Below are 22,028 nucleotides of genomic sequence, written 5' to 3' on the forward strand. Positions count from 1 at the left end.
ACACGGGGCCGTGGCCGGGCCGCCGGGCGGTGCGGTTCACGCACCGTCATGTGACCGGATGTCACGCGTCTACCCGCTCCCGGGCGGAGTACGCGGCAGTTCGCCTGCGTGTACACCGGTCCGTGCGGGTCCGGGCGTTCTACCGTTCACCGATGCGATCTGTGCCGTTGTGGGTCCTGTTCTCCTCGGTGTCCGCGCCGGTCCTTCTGGTCGGCGGCTGGGCGGTCTCCGGGGAGCTCCAGGGGCCCGGCTACGATCCCGCGCGGGGGACGATCAGCATCCTCGCCTCCGACGGCGCCGGCGGGTACTGGGTGATGACGTCGGCCCTGCTCGCCCTGGGAGCCTGCCATGTGATCACCGCCTGCGGGCTGCGACCCGCCGCGCCGCCCGGACGGGTGGCGCTGGCCGGAGGCGGACTCTCGGCGATACTGCTGGCCCTGTTCCCCGCGCCGAGCAGCGGTGGCTCGTTCGCCCACGGTGTGGTCGTGGCCATGGCGTTCGCGCTGCTCGCGATCTGGCCGGTCATGGCCGCGCGACGCGGCACCCCGGCCCCGCGGGCCACGTCCGGACAGCGAGCGGACGACGGCCCGGGTGCGGCGGTCCCCCCGTGGGGGCTGCGGCCCGGGCCGTCCGTGACGGCGGCCGCGCTGATGTGGCTCGGAGGTGCCTGGTTCCTGCTGGCCCTGTTCGTACTGGACACCGCGGGAGCAGCCGAGCGCGTCCTCACGTTCGCTCAGTCGTTCTGGCCGCTCGTCGTGGTCCTGTCCTGCGTCCGGAGCACAGGCCGGCCGGCCTGAGGCACCGGTGTGCAGGGTCTGCCCACCGGCAGGCGGGCAGACCCTGTGCCCCTCGCTCAGGGGCGCGGTCCGATCGGCATGTCCCCGTCGCGTACCACGATGGCCGACGCCGGACAGGAGTCCGCGGCGTCCAGCGCACGCTCGTCCGGGGCGATGTGCGCGCGCACGGGCCTGGCCCGGTCCTCGTCGTCCAGTGCGTACAGATCGGATGCCATCCCCGCGCACATACCCGACCCCATGCACAGGTCGCGGTCCACCTCCGTCGTCCACGACACGGGCGTCACCACCCCACCGGCATGTCGCGAGGACCCCGTACGAGCATCTGGTTCTTCCATTCCACGTCCCCAGCCACGTGCAGGGCGGGGAAGCGGACGAGTAGCGCCTCCAGCGCCTCCTGCAGTTCCAGCCTGGCGAGCGGTGCGCCGAGGCAGTGGTGGACCCCGTGGCCGAAACCCAGATGCTGGACACCGGTCCGGGTGACGTCGAGCCGGCCCGGCGCCTCGAACCTCATGGCGTCGCGGTTGGCGGCGCCGACGGCGACGAGCACGGGCTCACCGGCCCGGACGAGGGTGCCACCGACCTCCACGTCCTCGGTCGCGTACCGGGGGAAGCCGGCGCCGCTGCCGAGTGGCACGAACCGCATCAGCTCCTCGACCGCCCCGCGGATCAGTTCGGGGCGCTCCCGCAGCAGCTTCAGCTGATCAGGGTGGTCGAGCAGCGCGTGGACGAAGTTCGGGATCTGGGTCGCGGTGGTCTCGTGACCGGCGACGAGGATGCCGACACAGAGGTCGATCAGTTCCAGTTCGCTGAGCCGGTCCCCGGTGTCCCGGGCCTCGATCAGGCCCGTCATCAGATCCGGCCGGGGACTGCGCCGGTGCTCCTCGATCAGCGCACCCATGTACGCGCGCAGTTCATCACGACTGCGCAGGAACTCCTCGGACGTCAGGGAGCTGGTGGAGAGAGCGGCGTCGCTCCAGACCCGGAACTTCGGACGGTCCTCCTCCGGCACGCCGAGCATGCGGCAGATCACCGCGACGGGGATCGGCAGCGCGTAGTTCTCCACCAGGTCGGCAGGCTGCCCCTGGGCCTCCAGCTCGTCGAGCAGGCCGTGGGCCAGCTCGCGTACCCACGGGCGTAACTTCTCCACCTGGTGCACGGTGAACGCCTTCGCCACCAAGGTGCGCAGCCGGGTGTGCTCCGGCGGGTCCATGCTCAGGATGCCGCTGTCCCGCTGCCCCTCCGACTGGCGCGGCTCGTCGTGGCGGAGGGCCTCCGCCCGGCTGAAGCGGCGGTCGCCGAGGACCAGGCGCGCGTCGGCGTAGCGGGTGGCCAGCCACGCGGGCTCTCCGTACGTCATGCGCACCCGCACGAGCCCCGGCCTTTCCAGAGCTTCCCGGTAGGCGTCTGCCAGCCCCAGCCCGTCCGGCTCGTTGAAGGGATAGGGGACGGGTATCTGTCCGGCTGCGGCCGTCATCGTGGACTCCCTGCTTCTCGGCGGATGATCCAAGAGTCAGGTGGCGCCGCCGACCGGGTCAACAGCGCCTTGTCGGCCATCCTGGGGCCGTCGCCCTCGATCGGAGCGACGGCCCTGCCGGCCCGGGCACCGGTTACGGCTTGCGGCCCACCGCCACATAGCCGGCGCTGATGACGTCGTCCTGGCCGGGGACCGGCTCACCGAGCTCGGGGTGCCATGCCTCGGCCGCCACGACGCCGGGCTCGATGATGTCGAGTCCGTCGAAGAAGCGGGCGAACTGGTCATGGGTACGGGGCGCCAGGGTGAGCGTGTTGGCCTTGTACATCTCGTCGACCTTACGGGCCGCCGCCGGGTGGAAGTCGGCGGTGAGGTGTGAGATCACCACATGACTGCCCGGCGCGAGCACCGCGGTCAGCCGGTCCACCAGTTCGTAGGCACCGTCCTCGTCGCTCACGAAGTGCAGCAACGCGATCATCGAGAGGGCGACCGGACGGCTGAAGTCCAGGGTCTTGCCGGCCTGCCGGAGTATGGCGTCCACGTCGCGGGCGTCCGCCTGTACGTAGTCGATGGCGCCCTCCTCGCTGCCCTTCAGCAGGGCCTCGGCGTGCGCCAGGACGATCGGATCGTTGTCGCAGTAGACGACCCGCGTGGACGGTGCCGCCTGCTGGGCCACCTGATGAAGATTCGGCTCGGTGGGTATCCCCGTGCCGATGTCGAGGAATTGCCGGATCCCCTGGGCGGTCAGCCATCGAGTGGCGCGGTGCATGAAGGCCCGGTTCACCTTCGCCATGACCGGAACCCCGGGCTCGACGGCGAGCATCTGCCGGCCCATTGCCTCGTCGACCGGGTAGTTGTCCTTCCCGCCGAGGAACCAGTCGTACATCCTGGCGGGATGGGGTCTGCTCGTGTCGATGGGCAGGGCGGGGGCATCGTTCTCGGGTCGGGACATGACGAACTCCTGGGTGGGCGCGGCAGCGAATGATCAGCTTGCGAACAGAATAGGGAACAGGAGTGCCGAAGATGCCGGCCGGAGCTCAACTCGTCCGCTGAAATGGCGTATATGTGCGGCCTGTTGGAGCCGGAGGGGCAGCGGGTAGGGCCGCCGCCCCCACGGCCGGGTGATGTGCCCGGCGTCAGCCGGTGCTGCAGGAGACGGTCGGCCAGGTCCAGTTGCCGTTGGCCTGGATGGTGGTGCCCCAGTTGTTTCCACTGCCGTTGGATCTGGCGGTCAGTACCTGTGCGCCGGGGTAGGAGGCGGTGGTGTTCCAGGTGGAGAGGACCTTCGCGGGGGAGGGGACGTTCATGGTGACGGTCCAGTTGCTGGAGCCGGAGACGGAGACGGAGACGTCGAGGTTGTAGCGGTCGCTCCACTTGCCGCCCGCGGTGACCGTGGCCGTGCAGCCACCGTTGCCGCCCCCGCCCGTGCCGCCGCCGCTGTCAGGGGCCACCGCGCGGCCGGTCTGCGGGGAGATCATGCCCGCGCACAGCCCTCGGCTCGCCAGGCCCTGCGCGATGCGCGGAACGGCGGCGAGCGTGTTGGCCGACCAGTCGTGCATGAGGATGATCTGGCCGTCGGTGAGCCGGGCGTTGGCCTGCACGATCGCGTCGGTGCTCGCGCCGTTCCAGTCCTGTGAGTCCACGTCCCAGATGATCTGGGTCAGACCGTACTTGGCCGCGGCAGCCTGCACGGTCGCGTTGGACTCGCCGTACGGAGGGCGGAACAGCTTCGGCGTGCCCCCACCGGCGCCGGCGATGGCCTGCTGGGTCCGGGAGAGCTCCGAGTCGACCTGCGCCTGACTCTGCTGGGTCAGGTGCGGGTGGGTGTAGCTGTGGTTGCCGACCCACATGTCGGCGTCGACCTGCGCCCGGACCTGGGCCGGGTGGGATGCCGCGTACTGGCCTTGGTTGAACATCGTGGCCCGAAGCCCGTTCTGTTTCAGGGCGTTGAGCAGGCCGGGGGTGCTGCTCGACGGGCCGTCGTCGAACGTGAGCCCGACGTATCCGTTGCAGGCGGCAGCGGAGGCCGCGTGGGAGGGCGCGGCGTCGACGGCGACGGTGGCGGTCGCCGCCGTCGCGGCCACGGCCAGTGCCGTGATCACGGGCCGTAGGGACAGGCGTGGCGTGATGCGCATGCGGGTGAGCCCTTCTCGTCCTGGTGGATGTGGGGGAGACGGCTGAGTGAGCGCCCCGGCCGGGGCCGGGGTCTGTCGACGGCGAACAGTGTTGATCTGGCTCCAGTGGGTGTCAATGGTTTCGGCAGGAATTACGAAACCGTCGAACTGGGAGGGTGGCGTTCAAAGGGGATGCGTGGCCTGGTCAGTAGGTGTCCTGGGTGAATCGGAGTGGTGTGTAAGTCGTGGACAGGGAAGATCTGATCAAAATTGGACAGCCATCCATTTCGAAAGTTTCGACAACTTTCGGAATGTCTCGCGAGATGCGAGTGATGAGAACAGGCGGTGGTGGTTCCGGAGGGGAACCACCACCGCCTGCAACCGGCCGCCGCTCCGTGTCAGCCCTCGCTCGCCTCCCTGAGCGCGATGTTGAGCTCCAGGACGTTGACCCGGGGCTCGCCCATGAACCCGAGGACGCGGTCCTCGGTGTGCTCGGTCACGAGCTTCGCGACCCGCTGGACGGGGAGGCCGTTCCGCTCGGCGACCCGGTGGACCTGGAGCTTCGCGTACGCCGGGGAGATGTGCGGGTCGAGACCCGAACCGGAGGACGTGACCGCCTCGGCCGGTACGTCCTCGGGACGCACCGTCCAGGACCGGGTCGAGTTGTCCGCGACGACCGCCGCCTTCGCCTCGGTGACCCATGTGATCAGCTCGGCGTTGTCCGCGGAGCGGTTGGTGGCACCGGAGAGGATCAGCGAGTACCGGAGGTTGACGCTGTTGCTGCCCAGACCGTTCGAGGGGCGGGGCTGGAACCACTTCAGGTCCGGCTTCGCCACCTCCTCCGGGTCGTCCGGGTTCCGCTTCGGCAGGTCGTACGTCTGCCCGATGAGGGACGATCCGACCGTGCGGCCACTCCCGTCACCGATCTCGGAGCCGTCGGCCTTTTCGCTGAAGAGCGCCTGGGCGGCGCCGGTGACGGCGAGGGGGTAGAGGACGCCGCAGACGACGCTCAGGACGAGCAGGGCGCGTAGCCCCGCCCCGAGGAGCCGGGCGGTGTTCTTGAGAGAGGTGTTCATGGCTGATCAGCCGTTTCTGGTTCAGGAGAGCCCGGGAACGAGCGAGATGAGCAGGTCGATGATCTTGATGCCGATGAAAGGGGCGATCAGGCCGCCGAGTCCGTAGATCCCGAGGTTGCGGCGGAGCATCCTGTCGGCACCGGCCGGCCGGTACCGGACCCCCTTGAGGGCGAGCGGTACGAGGGCGATGATGATCAGCGCGTTGAAGACGACAGCGGACAGGATCGCGGATTCCGGTGACGCGAGACCCATCACGTTGAGCTTGTCCAGGCCCGGATGGACCCCGGCGAACATGGCCGGGATGATCGCGAAGTACTTCGCCACGTCGTTGGCGATCGAGAAGGTGGTCAGGGCGCCCCGGGTGATCAGGAGCTGCTTGCCGATCTCGACGATCTCGATGAGCTTGGTGGGGTCGGAGTCCAGGTCCACCATGTTCCCGGCCTCCTTGGCGGCCGAGGTGCCGGTGTTCATCGCCACGCCGACATCGGCCTGGGCGAGCGCGGGGGCGTCGTTGGTGCCGTCCCCCGTCATCGCGACGAGCTTGCCGCCCGCCTGCTCCCGCTTGATGAGGGCCATCTTGTCCTCGGGGGTGGCCTCGGCGAGGTAGTCGTCGACTCCCGCCTCCTCGGCGATCGCCTTGGCGGTCAGCGGGTTGTCACCCGTGATCATGACGGTCCTGATGCCCATCCGGCGCAGCTCGTCGAACCGTTCCCGCATCCCGTCCTTGACGACGTCCTTCAGGTGGATGACGCCCAGGATCCGGGCGCCCTTCGCATCCTCGACGGCGACCAGCAGCGGCGTACCGCCGGCCTCCGAGATCCGGTCGGCGAGCCGGCCGGCGTCATCGGTGACGTGACCGCCCCGCTCCCGCACCCAGGCGACGACCGAACCAGCCGCTCCCTTGCGTGCCTTGACGCCGTTCACGTCCACACCCGACATACGGGTCTGAGCCGTGAAGGCGACCCATGTGGCGTGGGCGAGCTCGTCTCGACCGCGATCACGCAGACCGTACTTCTCCTTCGCGAGCACCACGATCGAGCGCCCCTCGGGGGTCTCGTCGGCCAGCGACGACAACTGTGCGGCCTCGGCCAGTTCCGCCTCGGCCACACCCTTCGACGGCAGGAATTCTGCGGCCTGCCGGTTCCCGAGCGTGATCGTGCCGGTCTTGTCGAGCAACAGCGTCGAGACGTCACCCGCCGCCTCCACCGCGCGCCCCGACATGGCCAGGACGTTGCGCTGGACGAGGCGGTCCATGCCCGCGATACCGATAGCGGAGAGCAGCGCGCCGATGGTCGTCGGGATCAGGCAGACCAGGAGTGCGGTGAGCACGGTCATCGACTGCCTGGCGCCGGCGTGGACCGCGAAAGGCTGGAGCGTCACGACGGCGATCAGGAAGACGATGGTCAGCGAAGCGAGCAGGATGTTGAGCGCGATCTCGTTGGGGGTCTTCTGCCTGGCGGCGCCCTCCACCAAGGCGATCATCCGGTCGATGAAGGTATCGCCCGGCTCGGTGGTGATCTCGACGACGATCCGGTCGGAGAGCACCTTCGTACCTCCGGTGACGGCGCTGCGGTCGCCACCGGACTCCCGGATCACCGGGGCGGATTCGCCGGTGATGGCGGACTCGTCGACGGACGCGACCCCCTCGACGACGTCACCGTCGCCGGGGATGATGTCGCCGGCCTCGCAGACGACCAGGTCGCCGACGCGCAGCTGCGCGCCGGGCACCTCCACTTCGTCGCGGCCGTTCAGCCGGCGGGCGACCGTGTCGCTCTTGGCCCTGCGCAGGGTGTCGGCCTGGGCCTTGCCGCGTCCCTCGGCGACCGCCTCGGCGAGGTTGGCGAAGACCGTGGTCAGCCACAGCCAGGCCGCGATGGCCCAGCCGAACCAGTCACCCGGGTCCCGGAGTGCCAGCAGGGTGGTGAGCACCGAGCCGACGAACACCACGAACATGACCGGGGACTTGACCATGACGCGCGGATCGAGCTTTCTCACCGCCTCGGGGAAGGAGGTGAGCAGTTGCTTCGGGTCGAAGAAGCCCCCGCCGACACGGCCTGACGCGGCGGCACCGTCGCCGGGCAGGTCTTCGTGCGGGGCGCGAGTGGGGGTGACGGTGCTCATGAGGCGAGTCCTTCAGCGAGCGGACCCAGCGCCAGGGCCGGGAAGTAGGTCAGGCCGGCGATGACGAGGATGGTGCCGACGAGCAGGCCCGCGTAGAGGGGCTTGTCGGTCCGCAGGGTGCCTGTGGTGGCCGGGACGGGTCGCTGCTCGGCGAGAGAGCCGGCCAGTGCCAGGACGAACACGATCGGCAGGAAGCGGCCGAGCAGCATCGCGATGCCGATGGTGGTGTTGAACCACTGCGTGTCGGCGTTGAGCCCGGCGAACGCGGAGCCGTTGTTGTTGGCGCCGGAGGTATAGGCGTAAAGGATCTCGGAGAACCCGTGGGCGCCGCTGTTGGTCATCGAGTCGGCCGGAGTGGGCAGCGCCATCGCGACGGCGGTGAAGCCGAGGACCAGCGCCGGGGTGATCAGGATGTAGCACGCCGCGAGCTTGATCTGATGGGTGCCGATCTTCTTGCCGAGGTACTCGGGTGTGCGGCCGACCATGAGGCCGGCGATGAACACCGCGATGATCGCCATGATCAGCATGCCGTAGAGGCCGGATCCGACACCCCCGGGGGCGATCTCGCCCAGCTGCATGCCCAGCATGGTGATGCCGCCGCCCAGCCCCGTGTACGAGGAGTGGAAGGAGTTGACCGCACCGGTCGACGTGAGGGTGGTCGCCACGGCGAAGAGCGATGATCCGGCTATGCCGAAGCGGGTCTCCTTGCCCTCCATCGCTCCGCCGGCGATCTCGAGAGCCGTACCGTGGTGGGCGAACTCGGTCCACATCATCAGGGCCGTGAAGCCGATCCAGACGGTGGCCATCGTCGCGAGGATCGCGTAACCCTGCCGCAGGTCGCCGACCATGCGGCCGAACGTGCGGGTCAGCGCGAACGGGATCAGGAGGATCAGGAAGATCTCGAACAGGTTGGAGAGGGGCGTGGGATTCTCGAAGGGGTGGGCGGAGTTGGCGTTGAAGTAGCCGCCGCCGTTCGTCCCCAGCTCCTTGATGACCTCCTGCGAGGCGACCGCGCCGCCGTTCCACTGCCGGCTGCCGCCCGTGAACTGCCCGACCGTGTGGATGCCGGAGAAGTTCTGGATGACGCCGCACGCCACCAGCACGAGCGCGCCGATCACCGAGAGCGGCAGCAGGATGCGCAGGGTGCCGCGTACCAGGTCCGTCCAGAAGTTGCCGAGCTCTCCGGTGCGGGAACGCGAGAACCCGCGTACGAGGGCCACGGCCACCGCCATGCCGACGGCGGCCGAGACGAAGTTCTGTACCGCGAGGCCGCCGGTCTGCACGACGTGACCCATGGCCTGTTCGCCGTAGTACGACTGCCAGTTGGTGTTCGCCACGAAGGACGCCGCGGTGTTGAACGCCTGGTCCGGGTCGATCGACACGAAGCCGAGCGAACCGGGCAGGACCCCCTGCAGGCGCTGGAGCGCATAGAGGAAGAGGACGCTCACCGCGGAGAAAGCGAGTACGCCGCGCACATAGGCGGGCCAGTGCATCGAGGCCGACGGATTGGCTCCGATGGCGCGGTAGATCCACTTCTCCGGCCGGTAATGCTTTTCCGAGGAGTAGACCCGCGCCATGTAGTCACCGAGCGGACGGTATGCCAGGGCAAGCGCGGCAATCAGCGCGAGCAACTGGAGCACACCAGCTGTTACGGGGCTCATATCGAGCTTCAGAACCTCTCCGGGTACACAAGCGCAAGGACGAGGTGGACCAGCAGGGAGACGGCCACGACCAGGCCGGCGATGTTCTCGGCGGTCACAGCTTCGTCACCCCCCTCGCGATGAGAGCCACCAGTGCGAAGACCGCGATCGTGGTGACGACGAAGGCCGAGTCGGCCATCGTGAGCTCCTGTATGAAGTGAACGAGTGGAATCAGCCGGTGCGGCCGACCAGAAGCAGACCTCAGGATCAGTCGTGTGTTGAGCGCCTTTGACGGGCTCCATACGAGCGCTGCTGAATCCTTGACGCGGTCCGTACGCGGAGACGGCGGAATTCTGGGCGGGCTCTCGTCCGTGTCAAATGTCGAACCGGCAGCGATACCAGGAGGCGTACGGCCTCTCCCGGATTCCCGGCTATGCCCTGTCCCGGCTCGCCACGGACGCCGGACACCACGGTCGTCTCTCCGGGCCGTTCGCTCTGCCCATCCTTAGGGTACAAGCGACTTGCCTAAGCCTCCTAGGTAATTACATAATCAAACCCACCGAACAGGAGGCTGGTCATGGTAAGAGCAGGACTGACGGCGGAACGCCTCACGCAGGCCGGGGCCGAGCTGGCCGACGAGGTCGGCTTCGACAAGGTGACCGTCGCGGCACTCGCCCGGCAGTTCGGCGTCAAGGACGCGAGCCTCTACTCGCATCTGAAGAACTCCCAGGACCTCAAGACGAGGATCGCCCTGCTGGCCCTCGCCGAACTCGCCGACCGCGTCGCCGCGGCTCTGGCAGGGCGAGCCGGCAAGGACGCGCTGGAGGCGTTCGCGAACGCCTACCGCGACTACGCCCGGGAGCACCCGGGACGCTACGCCGCGGCGCAGCTCAGACTCGACCCGGAGGCGGCCGCCGCCAGTGCCGGAGTCAGGCACTCCCAGATGACGCGGGCGATCCTGCGCGGCTACGACCTGACGGAGCCGGACCAGACGCACGCGGTCAGACTGCTCGGCAGCGTCTTCCACGGCTACATCAGCCTGGAGTCGGGCGGAAGCTTCAGCCACAGTGCCCCCGGCACTCAGGAGACCTGGTCGCGGGTCCTGGACGCCCTCGACGCCCTCCTGCGTAACTGGCCCGCGCCCTGATCCGGCCGGCCCCTCCCGATCCGACCAGACACGCACACCCGGAAGGCAGTGGACGATGAGCACCCGGCCCCCGCTGATAACGACCCCCCTCACCGAAGACCTCCTGCGCGGCGCTCTGGAGCTGGAGCGCACGGAGCGCGGTCTGCTGCCGCACCGGCTGCCCGCCCGTGCCCGCGCCCAGAACACCGACGGTCAGCTGGCCATGGCGGAGGTTCAGCCTTCCGGCGTACGGCTCGTCCTGCGTACGCGGGCGACCGTCCTGGAGCTGGACACCCTGCCCACCAAGCGGGTGTACGTGGGTGCCCCGCCCAGGCCCGACGGGGTCTACGACCTGCTGGTCGACGGCCGCCTCGCGGGCCAGGCCTGTGCGACCGGTGGCAACACCCTGACCATCGACCTGGCCACCGGATCCTCGGAGGTCCGGCCAGGACCGGCGGATACCCTCCGATTCAGCGGTCTGTCCGCCGATCCGAAGGACGTCGAGATCTGGCTGCCGCACAACGAGACCACCGAACTGGTCGCCCTGCGCACCGATGCCCCCGTCGAGCCGGTGCCGGACCGGGGCCGCAAGGTGTGGCTGCACCACGGCAGTTCGATCAGCCACGGCTCCGACGCCGCGAGCCCCGTCACCACCTGGCCCGCACTGGCCGCCGCCCTCGGCGGTGTGGAACTGGTCAACCTGGGATTCTCCGGCAGCGCCCTGCTCGACCCGTTCACCGCACGCGCCCTGCGCGACACCCCCGCCGACCGGATCAGCGTCAAGATCGGCATCAATCTGGTCAACACCGACCTGATGCGGATGCGCGCCTTCACTCCGGCCGTCCACGGCTTCCTGGACACGATCCGAGAAGGCCACCCCGCCACACCGCTGATGGTCGTCTCGCCCATCCTGTGTCCCATCCACGAGACCACACCTGGCCCCAGCGCACCGGACCACAGCGCCCTGAGCGAGGGGAGACTGAACTTCCGTGCCCAGGGAGACCCGGCGGAGACGGCTGCCGGGAAACTCACCCTGAGCGTCATCAGGGACGAGCTCGCCCGCATCGTCGAGCAGCGGGCGGCCGAGGACCCGAATCTGCACTACCTCGACGGCCGCGGACTCTACGGCGAGGAGGACGCCGCCGAGCTGCCGCTCCCCGACGCACTGCACCCCGACGCCGCCACGCACCGCCGCATCGGTGAACGCTTCGCGGAACTGGCCTTCCACGCGGGTGGCCCGCTCGCCGTCACGGACGTCTGACCACGCGCGCGGCTGAGCCAAACGGCGGTGATGGGGCGGGGGCGGTTGAGAGCCGGGACACACGAGGGCATTCTTGAACAAAGGTCGCGTATACGTGTTCGTGGGCGACCTGCCTAGGCGGTAAGGACGAGTGATGGGCCCATGAGCATGGACGAGACGGGCCGCTCAGACCCGCCTGCGGGCGAGCCCACTCCGTCGGCCGAGGGTGACAGGCGTTCCGCCCGCGTGCCCGACGAGGTGCGCCGTCAGATCCTGGAACAGCTGCCGGTGCCGGTGGCGTACTTCGGCCGGGAGCAGTTGCTCGCCATGGTCAACCGAGCAGCGGCCGCCTCGGTCAGCAGGACCGAGGCGGCGCTGATCGGACTGCGGCCCGGGGAGATCGAGCCCGGGCTGTTCCTGGAGGGCGGAAAAGGGCTGGCCGAAGCCATCCGACGGGTGCTGAGGACAGGTGAGGGCGAGCCGTACGAGACGCACCTCATGCTGGAGGGCGGCGAGCACATCTGGCAGGCGGCGATGTCGCCCGTACTCGACGCCGCCGGCGAGGTCCAGGGAGTGTCCGTCGTGACACTCGACACGACGGACCAGTTCTGGGCGCGGCAACGCCTGGCCATGCTGAACAAGGCCAGCATGCGCATCGGCAGCACCCTTGATGTGGGCCGCACCGCCGAGGAACTGGCGGAACTCGGCATCGAGGGTTTCGCCGACTTCGTGACCGTCGACCTGCTCTCCGAGGTACTGGCGGGTGACGAGGCGCGCTCCGTGCTGCACCGGGACACGTTCTCCTTCCACCGGGTGGCCCAGCGGTCGGTACTCGAAGGATGCCCCGAATCGGTGGTCCCGCTCGGCGAGATCCATGACTACGACCGGGACTCCGTGGTGGGCCGCGCCCTGGTCGCCGGAGAGCCGTCGCTCCACACGGTGGACGAAGAGGCGCTGCGGCGATGGACGGCGGAGAAGCCGGAACGGGGGCTGCGCATGCGTGCCAACAAGGTCCATTCGGTACTGGTCGTCCCGCTGCGGGCGCGCGGCATCACCCTTGGCATCGTGATCTACTCACGCCACCGCACCCCCAAGGCCTTCGGCAGCGCCGATCTGCAACTCGCCACCGAACTGGTCTCGCGCGGCGCCGTCTGCGTCGACAACGCCCGGCGCTACACGCGTGAACGGGCCACGGCTCTCGCCCTGCAGCGCAGCCTGCTGCCCCGCCGGGCCGCCCGCCAGAAGGCCGTCGAGGTCACCGCGCGCTACCTCCCGAACACCAACGGTGCCGGCATCGGAGGGGACTGGTTCGACGTCATCCCGCTGTCCGGCGCCCGGGTCGCCCTGGTCGTAGGAGACGTCGTCGGCCACGGCCTCCACGCCTCGGCGACCATGGGCAGGCTGCGTACCGCCGTGCGGACCCTCGCCGACGTCGACCTCGCCCCGGAGGAACTGCTCACACAGCTCGACGAACTCGTGCTGACTCTCGACCGCGAAGAGCCGGCGGACAGTGCCGTCGGCGCGACGGTCGCCGGCGCGACCTGCCTCTACGCCGTGTACGACCCGACGGCCGGGTGCTGCACGATGGCCAGGGCCGGTCACCCCGAGCCGATGCTGATCCGCCCCGACGGCACCGTCGAGCAGCTGGCACTGCCCGCCGGGCCGCCGCTCGGAGTGGGGGGCCTGACCTTCGAAGCAGTCGAGTACCAGCTGCCTGAGGACAGCCGGCTGGCCCTCTACACGGACGGGCTGATCGAGACGGCGGGCAGGGACATCGATATCGCCCTGGCCGAGCTGCGCGAGCTGCTCGGCCGCCCCGCCCACTCGCTCGACGAGATCTGCGACACGGTCATGGACACACTGGTTCCCGAGCACCCGGACGACGACGTCGCCCTGCTGTTGGCCCGTGCCCGGCGTCTGGACGCGAACCACTACGCCTCGTGGGACCTGGCCGCGGATCCGGCCGTCGTGGCGACCGCCCGTAAACGCGCCGCCGCGCAACTGCTGGAGTGGGGCCTGGGCGACGCCGTGTTCACCACCGAACTGGTCGTCAGTGAACTCGTCACCAACGCCATCCGCTACGGCGGCGATCCGATCCGGCTCCGCCTCATCCGGGACGCCGCGCTCATCTGTGAGGTAATCGACGGCAGCAGCACCGCGCCCCATCTGCGCCGTGCCCGGATCTACGACGAAGGCGGACGCGGCCTGCTGCTCGTCGCGAGTCTCACCGATCGCTGGGGCACCCGCTACACCGCCACGGGCAAGACCATCTGGGCCGAACAGAGGTTGTCGGGCGTGGACGAGGTGAACCTGGCCTGAAGCCGGAGATGCGGCTCTCGGGGGCGAAGTTCGTCGGAGTGGACGGCTGGACGATCTTCGACGACCGTGCCACCAGTACGTACGGGCGCAGGAACTGCGCCACGCGCTGCCGATGCTGACGGCAGCCCTGCGCCGGTGACACCCGGACGGTCCGTGGCCGACGGCTCCCGGTACAGGGAGCCGTCGGCCGGACGGATCAGGCCGCCGGTGCCGGGTAGGTCGGGTACTCGACGCCGGAGACGTGCTGGACGACCCGGACGACCTGGGAGGAGTAGCCGAACTCGTTGTCGTACCAGAGGTAGAGGATGGCGTTGTCGCCCTCGACCTTGGTGGCGCCCGCGTCGACGATCGAGGCGTGGCGCGACCCGATGAAGTCGCTCGAGACCGCGTCGGGAGCGGTGATGAAGTCGATCTGGCGCCTGAGCGGCGAGGTCAGCGACACGCCACGGAGGTAGTCGAGGACTTCCTCCCGGCTGGTGCCGCGTGCGAGCTGCAGGTTGAGGATCGCGATCGAGACGTCCGGCACCGGGACGCGGATCGAGCTGCCGGTGATCTTCGCCTGGAGGTCGGGCAACGCCTTGGTGACGGCGGAAGCGGCGCCCGTCTCGGTGATGACCATGTTGAGCGGAGCCGAGCGGCCGCGACGGTCCGAGTTGTGGTAATTGTCCAGCAGATTCTGGTCGTTGGTGAACGAGTGGACGGTCTCCACGTGGCCGCGCAGCACGCCGTACTCGTCCGCCATCGCCTTCAGCGGCGGGACGATCGCGTTGGTGGTGCAGGAGGCACAGGAGATGATCTGCTCGTCCGGCTTGATCATGTCGTGGTTGACGCCGTGCACGATGTTGGGGACATCGCCCTTGCCGGGTGCGGTCAGGACGACCTTCGCGATGCCGGGCTGAAGGTGCTTGGACAGGCCCTCGCGGTCCCGCCAGCGGCCCGTGTTGTCGATGAGGATGGCGTCCTTGATGCCGTGCGCCGTGTAGTCCACCGATGTCGGGTCGTCGGAGTAGATCACCTGGATCTCGTTGCCGTTGGCGATGATCCTGCTGTTCGCCTCGTCGACGGTGATCGTGCCCTGGAACTGGCCGTGGATCGAGTCACGGCGCAGCAGCGAGGCGCGCTTCACGAGGTCCTGGCCGGCGCCCTGGCGTACGACGATGGCGCGCAGCCGCAGACCGTTGCCGGAGCCGGTCTTCTCGATGAGCAGACGGGCCAGGAGGCGGCCGATGCGGCCGAATCCGTAGAGGACCACGTCGCGCGCCTCGCGGCGCTCCGTCTTGTTGTCGCCCGTCGCACCCGCCACGGCCTCGGCGGTGAAGTCGTCCACCGACAGGCCGCGGTCGTCTGTCCGGTACGTCGCGGCCAGCATGCCGAGGTCGATCTGCGACGGACCGAGGTCGAGCGCGGTGAGAGCGCGCAGGAACGGCAGCGTCTCGGTGACCGAGAGCTCCTCGCCGGCTATCTGGCGGGCGAACCGGTGGGTCTTGAGGATGCTGACCACCGACTTGTTCACCAGGGAGCGGCTGTGGAGCAGGATCGTGACGTCCCGCTCCCGGTGCAGCTTCCCGATGAGCGGGATCATCGACTCCGCGATCTCCTCGCGGGTCTTCCAATTGGTGAACGAGTCCTCGGTGGCAGTCACAAGTCCATCTTTCGAGCTAGGCGGTGCTCATATGTTAACCGCACCCGCTTTTGACCACGCCATCGGTTCCGTGCCCGTGAACCCGGGGCATGGCCCCGGCCGCTGAAACGCCGGAGAATCCGCCGTCCGACTCCCCTCGGTGAGGGCGCGCCCGATGCCCGGCCCGCAACGGCACGGGTCAGGGGGCCCGGCCGAGGTCCCCTGCCGGAGCCGGGTCGTCCAACGCGGCGTCAGCAGCCGGTTCGCAGGACGGTCGACGTGTGGAAAGCGCCACGGCTAGCATGGTCGCCCATGAGCACCCTGCAGACCATTCATGACGTGCCCGTCCTGTTGTGCCCCACCGAGGGTGAGGTCATCAAGGGGGAGCGCGAGGCCCTGGATCTCATTGGCAACGCCGGCTACCAGGGTGCCCGCTGGGTCGTCGTTCCCGTCGAGCGTTTCGACGAGGGCTTCTTCCAACTGGGGACCCGTGTCGCGGGTGACATCGTCCAGAAGTTCGTCCAGTACGGCCTGGGACTGGTGGTGCTCGGCGATGTCTCCCGCCATACCGCGGACAGTTCCTCGCTCCGGGACTTCGTCCGCGAATGCAATCGGGGGAGTCAGACGTGGTTCGTCGCCGATGCGGATGAGCTGGGCGAGCGGCTGAAGGGCTGAAGGCCCTTTGTGATGGCCGGGCTGCCGTGTCGCTCCGGCCCGCTCCTCGTCGGCGTCGAGGATGGAGAGCTCCAGCTCGCGCGGCAGCCGCGCGAGCTGCCGGCGCTCGGAGGGGACAGCCCTCCGAGCGTCCGGCCCTCGTCGTCCGGGTGCTCGGCGAACGCCGTGTCCACCGTGGCCAGGGCCTTCTCCGTCAAGCGGGAGCAGACGACCGCTCATGGACGACGGTCACCCCCGCCGACGACACCGGCCCGGAGCCGGTGAGCCGTCCGGCTCTCAGGCAGGTCGCCGCCCGCCACCGGTGAGTGCGTCGCAGTCCAGCCGCGCAGGTCTCGCCGCGCTCACCGCGCCGGAAAGCCGTCGCGGCCGGGGTCCGCGAGGCGCGGCACCCAGGGGTGAGGTCCGTACGTCCCGGTGAGCGCGCCGGCGAGCCACCGCCGCTGTCGCCCCGTGAGCAGGGGCAGCACCGCTTCGAAGTCCAGTTCGTCCTTCGGCCGAGGCGCCTCGGCCTTGTAGTAGAGCTGGATCTCCGGGGCCAGAAACGGAATTCCCTCGTCCGTGACCGCCCCCAGCTCGCCGACCGGCCGGCGTACCCGGGAGTCGCGCCGCGACACCCAGTCGTCGCCCCGCGACTCGTCCAGCATGATCTGGATCCGCCATGGAGCATCCGGACCGGGCCGGCACCAGACGTCGTGGACCCCCAGGGGCAGCACCTCGCCCGGTGCCCACGGTCGCAGGCACCCGGGCGGATCCGCGGCCCACCACTGCCAGTCCGGCAGGGCGTGCTGCGCACCGAGCTGGTCGCGCCGCAGCAGCAGGACGTCGATGTCACCGTGGTCACGGATCGGGCGGCCCACCGCCAGCTCGACGGCGGTGCCACCGGCCACCCACCAGGGGCATAGCAGGACGGCGAACCGAGCGGCCACTTCACCGGGAGGAGCCGGCTCCCACGCGCCGAAGGGCGCCCGGATGCGTGTCATGCCCGCCATCCTCCCCCGTTCCGTCCGGTTCGGTGACGGCGGAACCGTCGCCCGCCCGCTCCCGTTCGAGGTGGGCGTGAACCCGGCGCAGGAGGGAGGCGAACCGGTCGCGCTCCTCGTGGGTCAGCGGAGTGAGGAGGCCGGCCTCGGTGGCGGACACATCGGAGTCGAGCCGCGCCAGGGCACGCCCGCCCGCAGGTGTGAGGGTGACCTCGATGCGGCGGCGGTCCGAGGGGTCGCGGGCACATTCCACGTAGCCGGCCGTGTCCAGGTCGGTGACGGTCCTGGTCAGATCACTCTGGTTCATGTCCAGTCGCGCGGCGAGGTCCCCCTTGGACAGCGGGCCGGCCTCGTCCAGCATGGCCAGGATGGTCAAGTGCCACAGCCGCAGTCCGTGCGCCGTCAGCGTGTCCGTGAGCCTACGGCGCGCGGCCTTGCCCGTCGCGTACATGAGATAGGCGTTGAGACCCAGCACGCGCGAGGGGGTCGCGCCCCCGGCCCGGGGGGCGTGAACCGTGGCCGGGGTGCTCGGCTGTTGCATGGTTCTTCCTTACGTGGCGACGGCCGGGAGACCGAAGGTCAGGGCCGGCTGGTGAGGTAGCCGCCCATCGAGGTGAAGTACTCGGCCGCGGGCATCTCCTCGCCCTCCTCCGTACGTACCCGGGTGATGGCCAGACCGCGGTTGCGGCCGGTCCTGGCGTCCGCCCCGGCGACGATCACCACGCCCTCGCCCTCGCGGTAGAAGATCCGGCCGGGGGTGCCGCCGTAGCGCCCCTCCGACACGACCGCCGTCACGATCTCCAGGCGCTTGCCCCTGTGGTGGGTGTACGCGCTGGGGTACGGGGCGGACTGGGCGCGCACCAGACGTCCGAGGTCCTCGGCCGGCCAGTTCCAGTCGACGCGGATGTCCTCGTCCGACCGCTTGTGGAAGAAGGTGGCCAGGGACCGGTCCTGCTTGGTGAAGTCCGTACGTCCCGAGGCGATGAGGGCGAGGGCGTCCGTGACGACGGGGGCGATGAGGTCGACGGTCCTGTGGAACAGATCGGTGGCCGTGTCGGCGGGCCCGACCTCCACCGCGCGCTGCGTCACGATGTCGCCCGCGTCGAGTTCGGCGTCCATCAGGTGCGCGGTCACGCCCACTTCACGTTCCCCGTTGATCAGCGCCCAGATCAGGGGGGAGAAGCCCGCGTACTTCGGGAGCAGTGAATCGTGCACGTTCAGCGTGCCGTGCCGGGGGAGTCCGTAGATGTGCGGGGGAATCCACGTACGCCAGTTGTTGGCCACGATGATGTCCGGATCCGCCTCCTTGAGGTGGGCGAGCAGTTCCTCGTCGTCGGGCCTGCTGCGGATGAGGACGGGCAGGCCGTTCGCCTCGGCGAGGTCGGCGACCGAGTCGCTCCAGATCTTCTCGTACGCGTGCTCGCTCCGGGGATGCGTCACCACCGTCACCACGTCATGGCCGGCGTCCAGGAGAGCCCGCAGGGTCCGGTGCCCCCACGTCTGATAGCCGAACATGACAACCCGCATGAATTTCTCCTCGGAACGACGATCGATGATGCTTAGTAAAGCAAGCCTAACCTAAGCATGCAATACCTGTTGCTTCGGTGCGAGTTGATGGGGCGTCAGCTGGAGTCCGTCCGATTTGCCCTGTCGACAGCGCGCCTGGATGAGGTTAGCTTTACCTAAGTTGCTACTCGGCTGCCGCTCCGTCGGTGTGCCTGTTCGTTGTCCCCACGTCCGCCCAGCGGCTGCCCCCCGCACGATGGGAGTCCCATGTCACAGCCTTCACCCGACGATGCACCACTGGTCCACGACCTCATAGGAATCGGCTTCGGGCCGTCCAATGTGGCCATGGCGATCGCGCTCACCGAGCGCAACTCGCACGTCGGCAGGCAGCAGGCCGTCACCGCCCACTTCTTCGAGAAGCAGCCGCGATTCGGCTGGCACCGGGGGATGCTGATCGACGACGCCACGATGCAGGTGTCCTTCCTCAAGGACCTGGTGACGCTGCGGAACCCGTCGAGCGAGTACAGCTTCCTCTGCTACCTGCAGAGCCAGGGGCGCCTGATCGACTTCGTCAACGGCAAGAGCCTCTTCCCTCTGCGGGTCGAGTTCCACGACTACTTCGAATGGGCCGCCGCCAAGGTGGACGACATGGTGTCCTACGGCCACGAGGTCATCGCCGTCCGGCCCGTCGTGTGTGACGGTGTCGTGGAGTACGTGGACGTGACCTCACGATCCGGATCGGAGGTCGTGGTCCACCGGGCGCGCAACCTCGTGATCGGTACGGGCCTGCGGCCCCAGATGCCCGAGGGTGTCAAGCGAACGGACCGGATCTGGCACACCTCCGACCTGCTGGCACGGGTGGAAGGCCTGGACGAGGCCGAGTCCCCGTCCCGCTTCGTCGTGGTCGGGGCCGGTCAGAGCGCTGCCGAGAACGTGGCGTACCTGCACCGCCGCTTCCCGGAGGCAGAGGTCTGCGCCGTCTTCTCCCGCTACGGCTACAGCCCCGCCGATGACAGCGGTTTCGCCAACCGGATCTTCGACCCGGACGCGGTCGACGAGTACTTCACGGCTCCGGACGAGACCAAGCGCAAGCTGATGGGCTACCACGGCAACACCAACTACGCCGTGGTGGACATCGATCTGATCGACGACCTCTACCGCACGGCGTACCAGGAGAAGGTGCTCGGGAAGGAGCGGCTGCGGTTCCTCAACGTCTCCCGGGTGGTCGACGCCCTCGAGACGCCGGACACGGTGCGCACCACGGTCGAGTCGCTGGTCACCGGGGAACGGACCGTGCTCGACGCCGATGTGGTCGTCTACGCCACCGGCTACCGGCCCCCCGACGCCCTCGGCCTCCTCGGCGAGATCGGGGAGCACTGCCGGCTCGACGAGCAGGGGCGCGTCCGCGTCGAGCGCGACTACCGCGTGGCGACCGATCCCGGACTGCGGTGCGGCGTCTATCTGCAAGGCGGCACGGAACACACCCACGGCATCACGTCGTCCCTGCTGTCGAACACCGCGATCAGGGTCGGTGAGATCCTCGACTCGATCGTGGAGCGCGGGCCGAAGGACGCGTCCGGACCCGCTCACGACGCCGTCGGTGAGGTCAGTACATCCCTCTGAGGCGGGCACCCCGGCCCGCTGACACCGTCAGCGGGCCGGGGTGCCCGGCTCCGGGTCAGCCGGGAATCCGCCGCCGGCCCCTGGCCGCCGCCACCAGCTCGGGAAGCGTCGCCAGCTTGATCCGGGGGCGGCCGTCGCGGCGCCCGAGGGCCAGTTCGGCGCGCTCGATCTCCGCCAGGCCGCGGGCGTCCACGGTCCGCGGGTTCCGGCGCCGCACGAGCCGCTGGAACGCCTTCGCCCCGTGCTCCGGCGCCGGCAGCGTGCCGCCCACGGCGTCGTCCAGCAGTGTGCCCACGGTCTCGGCGGCGCAGGTCCGGTTGGCCCCGATACCACCCGAGGGGCCGCGCTTGATCCATCCCACGACGTACGTCCCCCGCAGCCCCGCCACCCGGCCGCCCTCGTGCGGAACGGTCGCCGTCGCCTCGTCGAACGGCAGCCCGGGGACCGGCACTCCGCGCTGTCCGACGGCCCGTAGCAGCAGCCCGGCGGGGATCTCCGGGCCGTCCGCGCTCCCCGCGCCGTCCGTGACCCGTACGGCGCCGAGAGCGTCTTCACCGAGTGCCTCCACCGGTGCCGAGTGGAAGCGGAACACGATGCGGCGTCCCGCCGGTGGCGGCGGGCACGACCAGTCGACCGTCTCCCGGGCCACGCCCTGCAGCAGCGCGGCCCTGTCGCCCGGATCCGCGGCGTCGATCGCGGCACCGGTCCGCGGGTCGTGGTCGTCGACGACCAGCTCCACACCCGCCAGATGCTTGAGCGCGAGCAGCTCGGACCTGGTGTACGACGCGTCCTCGGGCCCGCGCCGCCCCAGGAGCACCACCTCGCGTACCGAGCCGGCGCGCAGTGCCTCCAGCGCGTGGCCGGCGATGTCGCCGGCGGCCAGCGCATCGGGGTCCGAGACCAGGATCCGCGCCGCGTCGAGGGCGACGTTGCCGTTGCCGACCACGACGACGCGCTCCGAGGACAGGTCCACGGCGTCCTGGGCGACCTCGGGGTGGGCGTTGTACCAGGAGACGAACGTCGTCGCGCAGATGCTCCCGGGAAGGTCCTCGCCGGGAATCCCCAGCTGGCGGCCGGCCGACGCACCGACGGCGTAGATCACCGCGTCGTGATGCGCGGCGAGCTCCTCCGGTGTGATGTCCCGGCCCACCTCCAGACCGAGGTGCATACGCACCCTCGGGTGGGTGTGGAACCTGGCGAACGTGTCGCCGGCCTTCTTCGTCGACAGGTGATCGGGCGCCACGCCGTAGCGGATCAGCCCGCCCGCGACGGGCAGCCGGTCGATCAGCGTCACCTCGGCGCTCGTGTGCAGCAGCAGGTCCTCGGCTGCGTACATCCCCGCCGGTCCGGTGCCCACCACCGCGACCCGGAGTGGTGCGAAGTCCGACGGCAGGCTGCGCTTGAAGACCGGCTCTCCCCACACATGGAAGTTCGGCCCCCCGGCGGCGTCCTGCCCGAGCTCCTTGTCCGCGAAGTACGCCGCGTTGAGCGGACCGTACTCCTGCTGTGCGGCAGGGAGGCGGTCCAGCGGGAAGACGGCCTCCACCGGGCAGGCGTCGGCGCAGGCACCGCAGTCGATACAGGACTTCGGATCGATGTACAGCATCTCCGTCCGGCCGAAGTCCGGTTCCTCCGGCGTCGGATGAATGCAGTTGACGGGGCACACCGAGACACAGGTGGCGTCGCTGCAGCATGTCTGGGTGATGGCGTAGGTCATGT

General features: G+C 69.5%; 20 protein-coding genes. 7 read left to right on the forward strand and 13 right to left on the reverse strand.

The window, feature by feature from the left end; translation table 11 throughout:
* Positions 1–152 precede the first annotated feature (152 nt).
* A complete protein-coding gene (locus tag ACFYQ5_RS14920) occupies positions 153–797 on the forward strand; it encodes a DUF998 domain-containing protein (protein ID WP_389197623.1) in 645 nt (214 codons plus the stop codon).
* A 56-nt stretch (positions 798–853) separates the two neighbouring features.
* Here ACFYQ5_RS14920 and ACFYQ5_RS14925 read toward each other — a convergent pair whose 3' ends face one another.
* From ACFYQ5_RS14925 to ACFYQ5_RS14960, 8 genes are all read right to left on the reverse strand, one after another.
* Positions 854–1,081 carry a ferredoxin gene (locus tag ACFYQ5_RS14925; RefSeq protein ID WP_389197913.1) on the reverse strand — a complete coding sequence of 76 codons (228 nt, stop codon included), beginning with the start codon at positions 1,079–1,081 and terminating at the stop codon, positions 854–856.
* A complete protein-coding gene (locus tag ACFYQ5_RS14930) occupies positions 1,078–2,271 on the reverse strand; it encodes a cytochrome P450 (RefSeq protein ID WP_389197625.1) in 1,194 nt (397 codons plus the stop codon). Before ACFYQ5_RS14930 ends, ACFYQ5_RS14925 begins: the two co-directional genes overlap by 4 nt.
* 133 nt (positions 2,272–2,404) lie before the next feature.
* A complete protein-coding gene (locus tag ACFYQ5_RS14935) occupies positions 2,405–3,220 on the reverse strand; it encodes an SAM-dependent methyltransferase (protein WP_389197627.1) in 816 nt (271 codons plus the stop codon).
* A 184-nt stretch (positions 3,221–3,404) separates the two neighbouring features.
* Positions 3,405–4,403, reverse strand: coding sequence for a polysaccharide deacetylase family protein (locus ACFYQ5_RS14940; RefSeq protein ID WP_389197629.1), 999 nt, complete (start codon positions 4,401–4,403; stop codon positions 3,405–3,407).
* Between the two features lie 377 nt (positions 4,404–4,780).
* The gene (locus tag ACFYQ5_RS14945; protein WP_389197631.1) at positions 4,781–5,458 is read right to left on the reverse strand and encodes a potassium-transporting ATPase subunit C; all 678 of its coding nucleotides are present in this window, start codon (positions 5,456–5,458) and stop codon (positions 4,781–4,783) included.
* 21 nt (positions 5,459–5,479) lie between these two features.
* Positions 5,480–7,579, reverse strand: a complete 2,100-nt coding sequence (kdpB, locus tag ACFYQ5_RS14950; protein ID WP_389197633.1) for a potassium-transporting ATPase subunit KdpB — start codon at positions 7,577–7,579, stop codon at positions 5,480–5,482.
* Complete coding sequence (gene kdpA / locus ACFYQ5_RS14955) at positions 7,576–9,240, reverse strand: potassium-transporting ATPase subunit KdpA (RefSeq protein ID WP_389197635.1); 1,665 nt, start codon at positions 9,238–9,240, stop codon at positions 7,576–7,578. Before kdpA ends, kdpB begins: the two co-directional genes overlap by 4 nt.
* An 8-nt stretch (positions 9,241–9,248) precedes the next feature.
* Complete coding sequence (locus tag ACFYQ5_RS14960; RefSeq protein ID WP_389197914.1) at positions 9,249–9,308, reverse strand: potassium-transporting ATPase subunit F; 60 nt, start codon at positions 9,306–9,308, stop codon at positions 9,249–9,251.
* On the opposite strand from ACFYQ5_RS14960, the gene ACFYQ5_RS14965 reads away from it, so the two are divergent.
* From ACFYQ5_RS14965 to ACFYQ5_RS14980, 4 genes are all read left to right on the forward strand, one after another.
* On the forward strand, positions 9,285–9,440 hold the full coding sequence (locus ACFYQ5_RS14965) for a hypothetical protein (RefSeq protein WP_389197919.1): 156 nt from the start codon (positions 9,285–9,287) through the stop codon (positions 9,438–9,440). The two genes, ACFYQ5_RS14960 and ACFYQ5_RS14965, sit on opposite strands and share 24 nt — an antisense overlap.
* 356 nt (positions 9,441–9,796) lie before the next feature.
* Complete coding sequence (locus ACFYQ5_RS14970; protein ID WP_389197637.1) at positions 9,797–10,366, forward strand: TetR/AcrR family transcriptional regulator; 570 nt, start codon at positions 9,797–9,799, stop codon at positions 10,364–10,366.
* A gap of 55 nt (positions 10,367–10,421) precedes the next feature.
* Entirely contained in the window at positions 10,422–11,606 is a 1,185-nt protein-coding gene (locus ACFYQ5_RS14975) for a GDSL-type esterase/lipase family protein (RefSeq protein WP_389197639.1), read from the forward strand.
* 141 nt (positions 11,607–11,747) lie between these two features.
* A complete protein-coding gene (locus ACFYQ5_RS14980) occupies positions 11,748–13,904 on the forward strand; it encodes a SpoIIE family protein phosphatase (protein WP_389197641.1) in 2,157 nt (718 codons plus the stop codon).
* A gap of 196 nt (positions 13,905–14,100) precedes the next feature.
* On the opposite strand, the gene ACFYQ5_RS14985 is transcribed toward ACFYQ5_RS14980, so the two are convergent.
* The gene (locus ACFYQ5_RS14985) at positions 14,101–15,546 is read right to left on the reverse strand and encodes a glyceraldehyde-3-phosphate dehydrogenase (protein WP_389197643.1); all 1,446 of its coding nucleotides are present in this window, start codon (positions 15,544–15,546) and stop codon (positions 14,101–14,103) included.
* A gap of 291 nt (positions 15,547–15,837) precedes the next feature.
* Here ACFYQ5_RS14985 and ACFYQ5_RS14990 point away from each other — a divergent pair, with 291 nt between their 5' ends.
* Complete coding sequence (locus ACFYQ5_RS14990) at positions 15,838–16,200, forward strand: DUF4180 domain-containing protein (protein WP_389197645.1); 363 nt, start codon at positions 15,838–15,840, stop codon at positions 16,198–16,200.
* A 341-nt stretch (positions 16,201–16,541) separates the two neighbouring features.
* Here ACFYQ5_RS14990 and ACFYQ5_RS14995 read toward each other — a convergent pair whose 3' ends face one another.
* The 3 genes from ACFYQ5_RS14995 to ACFYQ5_RS15005 are packed head-to-tail and all read right to left on the reverse strand — an operon-like array spanning position 16,542 to position 18,707.
* Positions 16,542–17,180: a nucleotidyltransferase domain-containing protein gene (locus ACFYQ5_RS14995; protein WP_389197646.1), complete on the reverse strand. Its 639-nt coding sequence runs from the start codon at positions 17,178–17,180 to the stop codon at positions 16,542–16,544.
* The gene (locus ACFYQ5_RS15000; protein WP_389197648.1) at positions 17,128–17,721 is read right to left on the reverse strand and encodes a MarR family winged helix-turn-helix transcriptional regulator; all 594 of its coding nucleotides are present in this window, start codon (positions 17,719–17,721) and stop codon (positions 17,128–17,130) included. The genes ACFYQ5_RS14995 and ACFYQ5_RS15000 overlap by 53 nt, the downstream gene beginning before the upstream one ends.
* 38 nt (positions 17,722–17,759) lie before the next feature.
* Entirely contained in the window at positions 17,760–18,707 is a 948-nt protein-coding gene (locus ACFYQ5_RS15005) for a methionyl-tRNA formyltransferase (protein WP_389197650.1), read from the reverse strand.
* A gap of 246 nt (positions 18,708–18,953) precedes the next feature.
* Here ACFYQ5_RS15005 and ACFYQ5_RS15010 point away from each other — a divergent pair, with 246 nt between their 5' ends.
* The gene (locus ACFYQ5_RS15010; RefSeq protein WP_389197652.1) at positions 18,954–20,309 is read left to right on the forward strand and encodes a lysine N(6)-hydroxylase/L-ornithine N(5)-oxygenase family protein; all 1,356 of its coding nucleotides are present in this window, start codon (positions 18,954–18,956) and stop codon (positions 20,307–20,309) included.
* A gap of 55 nt (positions 20,310–20,364) precedes the next feature.
* On the opposite strand, the gene ACFYQ5_RS15015 is transcribed toward ACFYQ5_RS15010, so the two are convergent.
* Positions 20,365–22,026, reverse strand: a complete 1,662-nt coding sequence (locus tag ACFYQ5_RS15015) for an FAD-dependent oxidoreductase (protein ID WP_389197654.1) — start codon at positions 22,024–22,026, stop codon at positions 20,365–20,367.
* Between the last annotated feature and the right edge of the window lie 2 nt (positions 22,027–22,028).

It is taken from the genome of Streptomyces sp. NPDC005794 (assembly GCF_042871445.1).
Taxonomy (GTDB): Bacteria; Actinomycetota; Actinomycetes; order Streptomycetales; family Streptomycetaceae; genus Streptomyces.